Below are 13,934 nucleotides of genomic sequence, written 5' to 3'. Positions count from 1 at the left end.
GACGCGAGGTGAATACGACCACTGCCGCATTCACCTCATGAGTTCTACTTGCTATATGTTATGAAATCGTCATTCGCTAAACTTTCGTCTACTTGATATTGTCTATAAGGTGAACTACTCACCACTTAGCTAAAACATAAAGGTTCTTAACGCTTGAAGTGGGAGCTTCTTGGGAATAGAGCATACTTGTAAGTGTATTTCTTTACTAACAGAGGTTTCTCTTATTGACCAAGCTATCCCCGTAGACCCTACGGTTATCGGTCTTTTCTAAGCTAATGTTTGCATTCGTAGCCCTTCGGTCAAAATATTGATGCTCGCGTTTATATCTCGATCATGGTGAGCATGGCAAATAGGACAAGACCATTCTCGAATTTTGAGATTTTTCTTGCCATCATTATGTCCGCAGTCTGAACAGACTTGACTTGATGGAAACCATTTATCAATCTTGACTATTTCACGTCCATACCAGTCAGCTTTGTATTGTAGCTTAATCACAAAGCTAGACCATGACACATCAGAAATGCTTTTAGCCAGTTTATGATTTCGCAACATACCTTTTGTGTTTAAGTCTTCAATACAGATAATATCGTGATTTTTGATAATCTCTGTACTCAACTTGTTTAGAAAGTCAGTGCGTTGATTCATTACCTTTTCATGTAGTCGTGCAACTTTCTGTTTTTGTTTCTGGTAGTTTTTGGCTTCAAAGAGATTGATACCCTTCTTTTTGGCTAACAGGGCACGTCTCGACAACTTACGTTGTTCACGTTTTAGTTTCTGTGCCATTTTCGAAGTGAACTTATTATTATCAATCTTTTGACCGTCAGAAAAAATGGCAAAATGAGTGATTCCAAGGTCAATTCCAATTGCAGAATTAGTTTTAGGAAACTCGACAACTTCTTCTTTGCACAATAAAGAAACATAGTATTTACCGCTTGAACGGCGTGATATTGTAGCTGATTTGATAATACCTTTAGGTTGTCTATGAAGCTTTATTTTAACTGATGACTTCAACTTAGGAACTTTGATGAATTTATTATCAATCAAGGATATTGTGCCATTTTGATTATTAGTGGTATAGCTTTGAACGGGATTCTTCTTACTTTTGAACCGAGGAAATCCAACAGATTTATCTCTAAAGAAATTCTTATATGCCTTGTCTAAATTGAGTTGTGCATTAGCCAAGGCAAGGCTATCTACTTCCTTCAAAAATGGAAATTCATTCTTATATTTAGCTGGTGTCGGGAACTTCATTTTTTTAGAAGAAACATTCTTAGTTTCTTCATAAGCTTTCATTCGATCATCAAGCATTAGATTGTAGACCTTACGGACACAACCGAAAGACTTAGCGAAGAAAATTTTTTGTTCTTCAGTTGGATAGATTCTAAATTTATATGCTTTGAGTCGTTCCATAAGCTATGCACCTCTCTATTTATGATTATAACCTTGATTCTGAATATATTTTTTTATAACGTCAATTGGTGCGCCACCAGTTGTCAAAAGGCAAAAACTTCTAGACCAAAACATTTCTTTCCAAAGAAACTGTCTTACTTTTGGAAAGTCGCGTTTTATCAAACGCGAACTGGCACTTTTATAGGCATTGATGAATTTTGTCAATTCTGTTTTTGGTTGTGCTTTGAACATAATATGAACATGGTCTTTATCATGATTCCACTCAACTAGAGTAATATGATAAGACGCTGCAATTCGTACAAAAGTTGTTTTAGCAAATTTAGAAATTTTATCATCAATCACTTGTCTACGGTATTTAGTAACCAACACAAGATGATAATAGAGAAGAAACACCGAATGATTATTAGTATCTAATTTCATGTTATATCAACTCACTTCTTATATAGACTGATTATAACATAGAACAAAATAAAAAGGCGATGAGCCTTGCGTGAGGGATCAGACGCAGCCGAAAATCCAATTTGGCTCCCATTCAGTGCACACTTTAATCAAGACAAATTGAGTTGAGGCAAGTCCCCTGACCTGGAAATGCAAGGGGCTTTCAGCAATCTATACTTTTATTTTTAAAATGGAATGTCTCAAGTAATGAATATTTCAGCATCATCAAAATGCAGGATTATTTAATAATATCAATCAACTCTTTCTTAGCTGCGGCGCGTGCAGGAATCCACCCAAACACAATCCCAATCAAGGTCGACACACCAACTGCTAAAATAATCGAACCTAAACTCACTGCACTTTGAATATAATCAGGTGTCACCACATCAACGAGTTTTGCAATTAAAATACCGATAATTAAACCGATAATACCGCCGATTAAACAAAGCACGACACTTTCGGTTAAAAACTGAAATTCAATGTCTCTCGCTTTCGCACCGAATGCACGTCGAATAGCAATTTCTTCAGTACGTTCTGCCACAGAAATATACATCACATTCATCACGCCAATACCTGCAATAAAGAGTGAAATCCCTGCCACGGCTGCGACAAAGTACGTGATGGAGTCAAAGATTTTACCGATACTCTTCATCAATGCCTCAGTATCTGCATATTCGTAACTTCCTTGCGAAACAGCCGAACCTCGCTGATTCAATTGATCCGCAACTTTTGTAGCAATTTCTTTTTTGTTCGCATCTTCACCGACTTTTAACATCAATTGTGGAAAGTCAGATTTCAAGTTAGGCAAGTCCGCTTCAACCGTTTTTGTCGGAATTTGCACAGCATTCGGAATCTGAGCCTTTTCCTTTACGCCGACGATTTCAAAACCAATATCGTCAATATAAAGTGTTTGACCTACAGCATCGCCTTTAAACAACGTCTCTGCCACTTCCGAAGACACTGTTGCAACACGTTGTTTCAATGCATTGTCTTCTTTACTAAAACCTTCCCCTTCGTCCGGTTCTGTCACTGTTTCACTTTTAACGACGGCAACATCTGCTTTCTTTTTCACTGTACGTACTTCAGCCGTTAAACCGAGTGTATCATCTTCTTTAATACTCGCATCTTGAACCCCTTCGACTTGGCGCGCAATCTCAATATCCTCAGTCGTAAAGGGCGGTTCTTTCACCGTCTCAAAGTTATTCGGTAAAAAACTGACCAAAGCACTATCTTTCGACGCTCCAGCATCACTGAACTGTTCGTCGGCTGTCTTTTTGAAACCATTTCCTAATGACATAATCGTAATAACGGCCGCAATCCCAATAATAATCCCTATCATTGTAAAAATATTTCGGCGTTTATTTTTCATAATCGAACGTAATGAAACGTGGATAATATTAGCGATGTACGCCATGCGACAGCACCTCTTCTCTTTGAACTCGGCCATCCAAAATGTGAATGACACGATCCGCTTGTGCAGCTACTTTTGGATCGTGCGTCACGACAATCATCGTTGTGCCTTGCTCCTGATTCAACTCCATAAACAACGCCATAATATCTTCAGACGTTTTCGAATCGAGTGCCCCTGTTGGCTCATCCGCAATAATAAATCGAGGACGGTTCACAATCGCTCTAGCAATCGCCACACGCTGTTGTTGTCCGCCTGACAATTTGTTGGGCACTAAATTTTCTTTATCATACAATCCGACACGGTGTAAAATATCCAACACACGTCGATTGCGCTCAGCTGGTCGCATCCCTGCATACAATAATGGCACACTGACATTTTCTAAAATGGTGTTATTTTGTATGAGTTTAAAGTTCTGAAATACAAACCCTACTGTACGGTTACGAATCGCTGCCAATTCATTATCTGACGTTTTTTGATAATTCTCACCGTTAAACAAATAGTCTCCTTCATAACCGCGATCGATAAAACCTAAAATATTGATAAGTGTACTTTTACCCGATCCTGAAGGGCCCATAATTGCGACAAATTCACCTTGTTCAATCCGCAACTCGATATCTTTTAAAATGTGATTGCTTTCGTTCCCATTTTTAAAATGACGATTGATCCCCTTCAGTTCAATCATTTGGCCACCTCAACTTTCTCACCATCTTTAATTTTAGTGTCAGGGTGGTTGATGATACGATCGCCTTTTTTAACACCCTTTTTCACGATTAATTCATCATTCTTTTCGTCATACGTGATTTTCGTACGATGAGCCACACCAGATTGATCTACAACATAAACATGATGATCTTTCGTTAGCACAGATTTTGGAATTTTGAGTGTCTCTAACGGAATCGTCGCCTCTACGGAATAGCCGTTACGCGCATCAAGCTCAAGTTCACCAATTGTAATTTTATATTTCGACGTTTCTTTGTCGCTTTCACCTGTTGGATGCGATTGAACAGGATTATTCGTTGTTAATGAATCAGCGCCTTTACTACCTTCACCTGCAACGGGCACACTACTAGGAGCCTCTCCTTTACCATCTTGTTGATAGCTCGTCGGAAGTTGTGAAATATGCGTAATTTTCCCTTTACCTGCTTTACCGGTACTTGTCACTTTAATATTAACCGTATCACCGACTTTAATCTTCTCTAAATCAAATTCCGAAATCGTTGACTGAATTTCTAACTCATTCGCAATTAATTTCAAAATCGGTTCACCTTCAGCGACTTGACCGTTATCGACGAAAGACACTGTTCCATTAAATGTCGCATTCACACTGTTATACACTTGACCATCATAACGATTCAGTTGTTTCCAAGCCTGGTTAATCACTTGTTGATCTCCACTTTGTTGAGCGTCAGTCAACTGTTTGACTAACTTTTGGCGTTGTGTTGGGTCAATATCATAATTCAATAATGGCGTTCCCTGAGCCACTGTTTGCCCATCTTTCACTTGAACATTTAAAAAAGTCCCCAGTTGCGCATTATTTAAATATGTTTTAATCGTTTCCGGAGATACCTTCCCCGTCACACGTAGCGGTTTTTCAGTCTTTACAGTATATGTATCGTAAGCATCTTCATTTTTGGGGCCTCCGACATCACCAAATGTTTTCACTAAAAACGCAATTCCTGCAAGTAGGATAATGCCTATCACTGATGACACAATCAAAGTTTTTTTCTTCAAAATAAAAATCCTCCTTAATGGCATAAGATACTTTGGTTGTATTATACCATTAAGCAGGATAAATTTTCTTTTAAAAACACAATAAAATTTATATAGAACAGACCGTCTACAATTCTCCGGCTAAACTGAGTATCGTGTCTTCTATAGCCGCTGAACCTAACGCAAGTAATATCGTCAATGCGATGGTTAACAAGCACGCAAAGACAAACGACTTGTCGCATAATAAACGATAAATGTCACATAGCCTTTGAATATCGTTTGTATATCAAAAGCGGCTAAGTATATATTCCCTGGTAGAAAAATATTCAGGCTTGTGATGTTATATGTAGGAAATGGTAAATGAAAGATAAGTTGAATACATACAAATACTAAAGCAACCGACGTCACAATAAGCGAATGACTGAATGAGGCAGATAATATCGTTTGGGTCGAAACATCGGAGTGCAACAGTTTAGAAAACATCATAAATACGACAAATGTAAACAAAAAACAAATCCATCCCCCATCAAACTACTCATCGTATCAGCGAACCCATGAATTTGATGGAACTCTTCAATATCTTCTTTTGAATAACCAAAACCTTCTAACAGCGTTGTATTATCCGTGTCAATTTTTAACAAAAACGCATGAATGCGTGTAACAAGCATCATTAAAATTGCTTTCACTTTCCATGTGGGATGGTTGCGTAGGTCTTCAAAATGTTGGAATAGAGGTAGATTTGTCTTGACCAACTTTGTTTGCCTCCTCAAAAAGATTATCTTAATACTATCACATTGTTAGAGGCTTTTTTGTATTTCAAGTAAAAATTCTAAAATATGACAAAACTTACACAATATCATGATTAAAGTATAAAATTATATTATTAAGTGCTATACTATTTTTAACACTTTTACGGGAGGCAGGTCTATGGCATTTTCAAAACCGTTATATATAGAAGCTTTTAACAGAGATAGAACACAACCTCATATATGGAAGAAAGTTTTATTATTCCTAGTTTTAATCATCATCCAAGCTGCACTGTCTGCTTTCACTGTCGATTACACCCAACAGCTCATTGAACAAGGATTAACGGAAGCACAAGCACAACAATCCGCACCTATCATCATGGTGGTCGGCATCATTGGGGTCATCATCGGGAGCATTATTTTTATTGGTATCACTTTCGGCATCACACTAATCATTTATAAGATTTTCAAGAAAGCACTCTCTAAAAAAGGGATGTTCGGCGGCGTATTACGTTACTATAACGCGATATTATGTGCCACTATTATTATCAGTGCCATCCAAGTGTTATTCCATTTGGATATGACAACAGTCAAAATTGATTCGCTTAATATTTTCGCACCCGGAAACACATTTTTAAGTGCATTGAGTTTAACGAATGTCTTAGGAGGGTGGCTATTCGGGGTTATGCTTCATTCTAATGGGCACCTGTCTGCTAAGTGGTCTTGGATATTAGGCGCTGCGATGTTCATCCTATGTGTCATATTTACCGCAATCGCTGCATAAAGCATACATAAAATAGGAAGAGACTGGGAAAACTTAATGTCTCAGCCTCTTTCTTATCGTTATTATGCTTAATTTCGCTTAAATACACGGACGATACGAACCACCACTGTCAATCCGATGACGAGATACGCGAGCCACATGAGCCAAAACGGTACCCCTTCTTTACCATTCATCAGATAAATCAGATACACCGTGTAAAGCACCCATACCGTCAATTGTACGATAACTAAAATGAGCAAAACATCTTGACGTTGTGACCGACTTTTTTCAACTGTTTTTCCTTGAATAGCACGTTCCCATACTGGCGCATAGTGTAGCAACAAAGATAGAAAAAACCAGATAACCAGAAATATCATCGGTAAAATCCATAATTGACTTTTCGCACCCCATCCGTCTACATCACCATTAATGTTCAAATGTGTACCTACTTGTGCAGGGAGTTGCGTATAAAATACCGCTAATATCGCGATAGAAACCAACCACAAAACTGGAATCCATCGATTAATTTGCTTCATCTACAATTTCCTCCATCGTTGTTCTGACACTCCCTAAATACATCGTGCCAAACTTCACTAAATGGACAAGCAACAAATACAACTCGTAAAATCGAATGCGTAACGTCGCCCCTTCAGCGAGTGGATAGGCTGTATCATATGCTTCATAAAATGCTGGGCTGAACCCACCAAAAACTTTCGTTGCTCCTAAGTCAAATTCGCGGTCGCCGTATAAAGGCGCAGGATCAAACAGCGCGGGACGACCATCTGTTAAAAACATATAATTTCCTGCCCACAAATCACCATGTAACAAAGACGGGGCACTCTCATGTTGGGCTAGCGTGTCTGCCATTAAACCATAAACTTTTTCAAATAAGGCATCATCCGAATCAGACCACAATTGACGCTGACGAATCAATTCAGCAAGTGGATCCATCCGTTGTTTTAAAAATAACGTTTGCCAATCGTCTGCCCACGTATTATCGAATTGAATATCCCCACCTTCATAAGGCAAATGAAATCCAAATCGACCTTCTCGTTCATGTGTTTGATGCAGTTGAGCAACTAATTTTCCGAGCGCTTCTTGACTGCCACTTTGTCCTTCGTCTAAATAGCTCAGTAATAAATAGGCATCATGATCAACCTGTCCTTGATCAATGACTCTCGGCGCCGTCACACCCGCTGCTTCAAACGCTTCGAGACCCGCTATTTCTGCATCGTAAAATGACGCATTTCGACCTGGTTGAATCAGCAAAAAGTAAGGACCTTCATTCGTATTTACACGAAAAGCTTGATTGACATCACCACCGCTGACTGGTTCAATCGATTGGATATGGTCGAGTGGTAACGTGTGATACCATTTTTCATTCATGACATTCAACCCCTTTTCTCTTTTGAAATTGAATTCAAACAAACTATTTTAACGTCGATTTAAAGTCATCTATACTATCATTGTATGATACTACTTAAAGGAGTTGCAACAAATGGAAGATAAACGCCAAATGTTACTAGATACATTTAATTATCGCTTTGCTACAAAACGTTTTGATGCAAGTCGTAAAATTGAAGACGCTGATTTCGATACAATTTTAGAAACAGGACGTCTGTCACCAAGTTCACTTGGTCTTGAACCTTGGAAGTTTTTAGTCATTCAAGACCCTGAAATGCGTGAAGCACTCAAACCGATGAGCTGGGGTGCTCAAGGGCAATTAGAAACAGCGAGTCATTTCGTATTAATTTTAGCACGTAAAAATGTACGTCCAGAAAATGAATACGTCCAAAAAATATTACGCGATGTGAAACAAATGGATACGGATATGATTGAACAAATGAGTGAGAAAACATCCGCATTCCAAAACGACAACTTACACCTTTACGAAAGCGATCGTGCATTATGGGACTGGGCGAGTAAACAAACCTATATTGCACTTGGGAATATGATGACATCTGCAGCATTTTTAGGCATCGATTCATGTCCAATTGAAGGTTTTCAATACGATGAAGTATCACGTATTTTATCTGAAAAAGGCTATTTCGATGATGCAGAATATGCACCATCAGTTATGGTGGCATTTGGTTATCGCGAGGAAGAACCAAAACGTGCCAAAACACGCCGTAGCAAGGAAGACGTCATTGATTGGGTCTAATCGTCATAACATACGATGAATGACTTATATCAATATTTACAGTCGTTGACAAATATGAATTTATAGATTAATATTTGCTTATAAGGAATCCAACATAATAAACACCAATCCCCTCACTACCCGAATAGTGAGGGGATTCTTTAGGTGTGGCTATTGTCATTGTCGCCTATTTTTATCGCGTTTACGTAGCAATGCGCATAATACGCGATAAAGCAACCACTAACAATTGTGGTTAGGCCATTCAGAAGGATTCCCCCCATAATAAACACCTCCTCTCTACGCCCATTTGACGTCTGAGAGATAGACGACCTCGTTATTATATCCCCTACCAATATGCAATACTATTATTTTATGATAAGACATCTCCAAATATTATATCTATAAATCATTGATAATCGTACAACACAAATCAACCTAAAAGTCTTATACATATCACGATTCCATCAAATTACACTTTATAAAATATTCTCTGTTTGATGAGCGAACAATTCACCAACATATAATCTCCCTTTTATGAAAACGCTTTCTAAAAGTAACAAATGGCAATATCTCCCTCACAAACACACCTATCTGGCACTTCTCATATTTTTTATAATGGCTTTAAAAAAATGAGGTGATTATGATGAAAAGACAAGTGAGCACATTAGAAAAATATTCGTTTGGTTTCGGTGCTTTCGGTAAAGATATCGTTGTAGGGTTTGTAAATATTTACATTATGTTCTACCTTACCGATATTTTAGGAATAAGTGCTGCTTTTGTGGGAACTTTATTCTTTGTTGCACGTATTTGGGATGCAATTAACGATCCGATTATGGGGATGGTGATTGATAACACACGCACGCGTTGGGGAAAATTCCGTCCATGGATTTTAATTGGTACGTTAGTTAATAGCATCTTCTTTATTTTGCTATTTACACCTTTTCATTTCGAAGGTACATCGTTATACGTCTATGTCTCCATTATTTATATTTTGTGGGGAATGACTTATACAATGATGGATGTTCCTTACTGGTCATGGTTGCCAAACCTGACTAACAATCCTGTTGAACGTGAAGAAATATCCATTATTCCTCGTATATTTGCAAGTTCAGCAAATTTGATTAATGGTACACTCGGCCTAACATTTATTTATTTTTTAGGTACATGGTTTGGTCAAAAAGAAGGCGATCAAATTCCTGGTTTCTTTGTTTATGTTTTTATCCTTACAGTTATTTTCATTGTGACGATTTCTTTAACTGTAAAAAATGTTAACGAAGCACCAACCAATGTAGGTGAAGGCATTAAAGTCCGCTTCAAAGATATTTGGCGTATTCTCTTTAAAAACAAAGAATTACTCGCCTATATCGGGACAATTCTGTGCTTCTTCTTAGCAACTCAATTTTTATCAACGACGCTACTGTATTATTTTAATTATGTTGTGAAATCTAAACATTTATTTGCACTTTTTAACGCATTAGGCTTCGTTGAAATGTTCGGTCTTTTAATTTTCCCGAAAGTTTCTAAAACGATTACACGTGAAAAAGTATATCCATTCGCCACTGTGATGATTATTTTAGGTTTACTCGTTTTACTATTCGCTGGTTTTATCATACCGCAATCGATTTATCCAGTAATTATCGGCACAGCTTTAATTAAATTATCTTTCGGTTTAATTTGGGGTATTATTACAGTTTCAATCGCAGACGTTATAGACTATAGCGAAATGAAATTCGGTCAACGTAATGAAAGTATTATTACATCTACACAAACATTTTTAGTTAAAACAGCAATGGCTTTTTCAGGATTTATTATTGGTTGGGGATTAGCTCTATTCCACTATGTTCCAAATGTAGAACAAACAACATTTACACAAAATGGGATTCGCTTTTTAATGGTGGGTATGCCCATTATCTTTATTATCATCAGTTACTTAATTTATAAATATGCATATCACTTAAAAGGAGACTTCTTAAATGACATCGTGAAAACACTCAACTATAGAAAAAAACAAGCTTTAAAGGAGGAGAACTATGACGATACACATCTCTAAAGCAACACGTCAATTCCATTTAACCAATGGCGAGATGAGTTATATTTTTTATATTGGCCCTACAGAATTGCCAGTTCAATTGTATACGGGGCCTGCTGTCCAAGATGATGATTATACGTTTTTAGTTCACCAACAATCACGTCCTGTTGCTTGTTATCCGAGAGAAAATGATACAACCTTTTCATACGAACATGCATTCATGGAATATCCAAATTTTGGAACAGGTGATTTTCGAGATCCTGCTTTCGAAGTCATACTCCCGAATAACAGTCCACTCACTACACTAGAATATCACGGTTATCAAGTTTTGAATGCCCTCCCACAATTGGATGGGCTTCCTCATATCCGTGATAATCAAGTTTCAGGGCAAACATTAATGATTGATTTAATCGATGCAGAAAGTGGTCTTGAAGTACAACTGTATTACGTTATCCTTTCAAATATGAATGTAATAGCAAGGCATGTAGTATTTAAAAATTCTGGAGAGATGCACTTACAACTTTCAAAGGCATTAAGTTTAAGCGTTGATTTTCCTTGCGCAGACTATAAATTAACGCATCTCAGTGGCGCATGGGGTCGTGAAAGACATGTAACGGAACAGTCTTTAGGTGTTGGCACATTTAAAATCCAATCTTTGCGTGGACATTCAAGTCATCTTCACAATCCATTTTTCGCATTGTCTGAATCCCATACAACTGAACATCAAGGTTTTGTTTATGGATTCGCACTTGCCTATAGTGGTAATTTTATCGGACAAGTTGAAGTCGACAATTTTAATCAACTCCGCGCACAAATCGGTATACATCCAGATCACTTTATGTGGGAACTCGCACCTGGCTCGACATTTACAACACCACAAGCTTTTATAGTTATGAGTGATAGTGGCTTCAATGGGATGAGTCACCATTTTCATCAACTCATTCGTATGGGACTAACTGCAGCACGTTGGCAACAATATGAACGCCCTATCTTAGTGAACAACTGGGAAGCGACTTATTATGACTTTACGGAAGATAAATTATTAACGATTGCAAAACAAGCAAAGGCTATCGGCATTGAAATGTTTGTTTTAGATGATGGTTGGTTTGGCAATCGACAAAGTGATCATGAAGGCCTTGGAGACTTTACAATAAACAAGAAAAAGTTGCCTCATGGACTTCCTCACTTAGTTAACCAAATCAATGCACTCGGACTGGACTTTGGGTTATGGGTTGAACCGGAAATGGTGAGCAAAAAAAGCGAGCTCTATCAGGCGCATCCGGAATGGGTCATCAAAGTTCCTCATCGTTCAGCAGCCCATGGTCGTTTTCAATATGTACTCGACTATACCAACCCAGATGTCATTGTGTATATTGATGATGCTTTATCAGAAATATTAAGTTCGTCCCCGATTCGGTATATCAAGTGGGACATGAATCGTTCAATGACTGATGTGTTCTCTTCTTATTTAGATACAAATCAACAAGGAGAAGTTTACCATCGCTATATATTAGGTTTATATCAATTATTAGACCGTTTGACTCAGAAGTTTCCACATGTGTTGATTGAATCTTGTGCAAGTGGTGGTGGTCGCTTTGATTTAGGTATGCTGTACTACACACCTCAAATTTGGACGAGTGACAATACAGATGCCTATCAACGTCAATTTATTCAATATGGCACGTCATATGTTTATCCACCCAATACAATGGGTGCCCATGTCTCTCAGTCACCTAACGAACAAGAACATCGACACATATCATTACAAACGCGCGGTCACGTTTCCTATTTTGGTGTATTTGGCTATGAACTTGATTTATCTCAAATGCATCCAAATGAACTTGAAATCATGAATACGCAAGTACAGTTCGTTAAACAATACCGTAAGTTATTACAATATGGTCGCTTTTATAGATTACTCAATCCAAGCAAGCACAATTATACCGCTTGGATGGTCGTGGATGATAAACAAACATCTGCATTGTTAGCGGTTTATAAACATCTCAATATCATTAATATCGGCAAAAAGCGCATTAAACTTTCAGGACTTGATCCACAACGTTATTATCATGTTTCAAATATTAATCAAACACTATCTGGTGCGGCATTAATGAACATTGGTTTTGATATACCTGATACAAGTTACGGCGAATTACGTAACGGTGAACATAAAACATATGATTTTGACTCTTGGTTATTCGAGATTAAAGAGATTCTAAATGCTGACCATGACGATAAACAGAAGGTGTCTCACCTGTAATTTTACGAAACATTTTATAAAAACTGTTATAACTTTCGTATCCAAGCTGCTGAGCGATATCTGTATAACTATAATTGGTTATAATCAATAAGTCTCTCGCTCTTGTGATACGAAAGTGATTCATATAATCTTTGAGGGTCATCCCGGTTTCTTCTTTAAATACACGACTCAAATAACAGCGATTAACAAATAAGTCTTTTGCCATATCTGTGACAGTAAATGGATGTGTATAATGATTTTCAATATAATGCAAGACTTGGTGCGTATATTGACTGTACTTTTTATTTTCAATTTGATGTAAAGGATCATCTCGATGCACACGCATATCATGAAAAACTTGATTCAATACGCTTTGGAAATAAAAATGTGTCATTACTTCATCTTGCCGATTTAAAATTGTATTGATCAGTCTTTGAAATTGATTCATATGTGTTAATTTTATAATTGGATATTCTAAAGAAACACCGACCTCTGTCATATATTGGTGACTTTTCGTACCAGTAAATCCAATCCATACATAATGCCACGGATCTTCTTCGTCAGCCCAATACGTCGTCAATTTGTCTGGAAAAATAACAAAGCCTTGATTTTGTGAAAGCTGATACGTTTGTCCATCAAATTGGTAATACCCCTTCCCTGAAACAATAAAATGAATAATAAAATTAGGTCTCACTGCCGGTCCAAATTGATAGCCTGAATCACAATATTCTTCTCCAGCAAACAAAAAATGAATATCATTAAATAAGTTCGTTCTCTCATTCGATACAACACGATTTCTCCCCATAGCCATCACCTTTTCAAAAGAACTTCAATTTCATTATATACATCTCTGCCATTAATGAACAATTGTCATTTAGCTGCAAAACAATCAAAGCTGTTTGTTACTCCACTTAGCTCCTTCCCAATATCCTTTAAAACTTTGATTGATAACCAAAACCAAAATAATGTTGACAATAGTATATCATTTGAATCCAACCTCTATAATTCTGAATATTATGATAAAATATAACTAATTGTCACATATAAA

13 protein-coding genes are annotated in these 13,934 nt (G+C 37.3%); 4 read left to right on the top strand and 9 right to left on the bottom strand.

The window, feature by feature from the left end; all coding sequences use genetic code 11:
* Positions 1–267 precede the first annotated feature (267 nt).
* The 6 genes from tnpB to GZH82_RS14150 form a co-directional block, all read right to left on the bottom strand.
* Positions 268–1,410 carry an IS200/IS605 family element RNA-guided endonuclease TnpB gene (gene tnpB / locus GZH82_RS02310; protein ID WP_162680811.1) on the bottom strand — a complete coding sequence of 381 codons (1,143 nt, stop codon included), beginning with the start codon at positions 1,408–1,410 and terminating at the stop codon, positions 268–270.
* 15 nt (positions 1,411–1,425) lie between these two features.
* Positions 1,426–1,830 (bottom strand): IS200/IS605 family transposase, encoded by a 405-nt coding sequence (tnpA, locus tag GZH82_RS02305; RefSeq protein ID WP_162681131.1) that lies wholly within the window; start codon positions 1,828–1,830, stop codon positions 1,426–1,428.
* 256 nt (positions 1,831–2,086) lie between these two features.
* Positions 2,087–3,262, bottom strand: coding sequence for an ABC transporter permease (locus tag GZH82_RS02300; protein WP_162681130.1), 1,176 nt, complete (start codon positions 3,260–3,262; stop codon positions 2,087–2,089).
* Positions 3,246–3,941, bottom strand: coding sequence for an ABC transporter ATP-binding protein (locus tag GZH82_RS02295; protein ID WP_162681129.1), 696 nt, complete (start codon positions 3,939–3,941; stop codon positions 3,246–3,248). The genes GZH82_RS02300 and GZH82_RS02295 overlap by 17 nt, the downstream gene beginning before the upstream one ends.
* Complete coding sequence (locus GZH82_RS02290; RefSeq protein WP_162681128.1) at positions 3,938–4,990, bottom strand: efflux RND transporter periplasmic adaptor subunit; 1,053 nt, start codon at positions 4,988–4,990, stop codon at positions 3,938–3,940. The genes GZH82_RS02295 and GZH82_RS02290 overlap by 4 nt, the downstream gene beginning before the upstream one ends.
* Positions 4,991–5,451: 461 nt before the next feature.
* The gene (locus tag GZH82_RS14150) at positions 5,452–5,721 is read right to left on the bottom strand and encodes a hypothetical protein (protein ID WP_238989621.1); all 270 of its coding nucleotides are present in this window, start codon (positions 5,719–5,721) and stop codon (positions 5,452–5,454) included.
* Positions 5,722–5,896: 175 nt separating this feature from the next.
* Here GZH82_RS14150 and GZH82_RS02280 point away from each other — a divergent pair, with 175 nt between their 5' ends.
* Positions 5,897–6,499, top strand: coding sequence for a YIP1 family protein (locus GZH82_RS02280; protein ID WP_162681127.1), 603 nt, complete (start codon positions 5,897–5,899; stop codon positions 6,497–6,499).
* A gap of 68 nt (positions 6,500–6,567) precedes the next feature.
* Here GZH82_RS02280 and GZH82_RS02275 read toward each other — a convergent pair whose 3' ends face one another.
* Positions 6,568–7,014: a DUF1648 domain-containing protein gene (locus tag GZH82_RS02275; RefSeq protein WP_162681126.1), complete on the bottom strand. Its 447-nt coding sequence runs from the start codon at positions 7,012–7,014 to the stop codon at positions 6,568–6,570.
* Complete coding sequence (locus GZH82_RS02270; protein ID WP_162681125.1) at positions 7,001–7,864, bottom strand: fructosamine kinase family protein; 864 nt, start codon at positions 7,862–7,864, stop codon at positions 7,001–7,003. Before GZH82_RS02270 ends, GZH82_RS02275 begins: the two co-directional genes overlap by 14 nt.
* 112 nt (positions 7,865–7,976) lie before the next feature.
* Between GZH82_RS02270 and GZH82_RS02265 the strand changes: the two genes are divergently transcribed.
* The 3 genes from GZH82_RS02265 (at position 7,977) to GZH82_RS02255 (ending at position 12,907) form a co-directional block, all read left to right on the top strand.
* On the top strand, positions 7,977–8,639 hold the full coding sequence (locus GZH82_RS02265; RefSeq protein ID WP_162681124.1) for an NAD(P)H-dependent oxidoreductase: 663 nt from the start codon (positions 7,977–7,979) through the stop codon (positions 8,637–8,639).
* 619 nt (positions 8,640–9,258) lie between these two features.
* Entirely contained in the window at positions 9,259–10,668 is a 1,410-nt protein-coding gene (gene melB, locus GZH82_RS02260) for a melibiose:sodium transporter MelB (protein WP_343236269.1), read from the top strand.
* Positions 10,649–12,907 carry an alpha-galactosidase gene (locus GZH82_RS02255; RefSeq protein ID WP_162681123.1) on the top strand — a complete coding sequence of 753 codons (2,259 nt, stop codon included), beginning with the start codon at positions 10,649–10,651 and terminating at the stop codon, positions 12,905–12,907. The genes melB and GZH82_RS02255 overlap by 20 nt, the downstream gene beginning before the upstream one ends.
* Here GZH82_RS02255 and GZH82_RS02250 read toward each other — a convergent pair.
* Positions 12,852–13,691, bottom strand: a complete 840-nt coding sequence (locus GZH82_RS02250; RefSeq protein ID WP_162681122.1) for an AraC family transcriptional regulator — start codon at positions 13,689–13,691, stop codon at positions 12,852–12,854. The genes GZH82_RS02255 and GZH82_RS02250 overlap by 56 nt on opposite strands.
* Positions 13,692–13,934 lie beyond the last annotated feature (243 nt).

Origin of the sequence: Staphylococcus sp. MI 10-1553, from assembly GCF_010365305.1 — a bacterium.
Taxonomy (GTDB): Bacteria; Bacillota; Bacilli; order Staphylococcales; family Staphylococcaceae; genus Staphylococcus.
The sequence above is the reverse complement of the archived record's forward strand: the minus strand, read 5'-3'. Positions and strand labels throughout refer to the sequence as shown.

Excerpts from the sequence above, each read along its gene's own strand:
- tnpB (WP_162680811.1), bottom strand. The coding sequence starts at position 1,410 with ATGGAACGACTCAAAGCATATAAATTTAGAATCTATCCAACTGAAGAA.
- tnpA (WP_162681131.1), bottom strand. The coding sequence starts at position 1,830 with ATGAAATTAGATACTAATAATCATTCGGTGTTTCTTCTCTATTATCAT.
- GZH82_RS02300 (WP_162681130.1), bottom strand. The coding sequence starts at position 3,262 with ATGGCGTACATCGCTAATATTATCCACGTTTCATTACGTTCGATTATG.
- GZH82_RS02295 (WP_162681129.1), bottom strand. The coding sequence starts at position 3,941 with ATGATTGAACTGAAGGGGATCAATCGTCATTTTAAAAATGGGAACGAA.
- GZH82_RS02280 (WP_162681127.1), top strand. The coding sequence starts at position 5,897 with ATGGCATTTTCAAAACCGTTATATATAGAAGCTTTTAACAGAGATAGA.
- GZH82_RS02275 (WP_162681126.1), bottom strand. The coding sequence starts at position 7,014 with ATGAAGCAAATTAATCGATGGATTCCAGTTTTGTGGTTGGTTTCTATC.
- GZH82_RS02270 (WP_162681125.1), bottom strand. The coding sequence starts at position 7,864 with ATGAATGAAAAATGGTATCACACGTTACCACTCGACCATATCCAATCG.
- GZH82_RS02265 (WP_162681124.1), top strand. The coding sequence starts at position 7,977 with ATGGAAGATAAACGCCAAATGTTACTAGATACATTTAATTATCGCTTT.
- melB (WP_343236269.1), top strand. The coding sequence starts at position 9,259 with ATGATGAAAAGACAAGTGAGCACATTAGAAAAATATTCGTTTGGTTTC.
- GZH82_RS02255 (WP_162681123.1), top strand. The coding sequence starts at position 10,649 with ATGACGATACACATCTCTAAAGCAACACGTCAATTCCATTTAACCAAT.
- GZH82_RS02250 (WP_162681122.1), bottom strand. The coding sequence starts at position 13,691 with ATGGGGAGAAATCGTGTTGTATCGAATGAGAGAACGAACTTATTTAAT.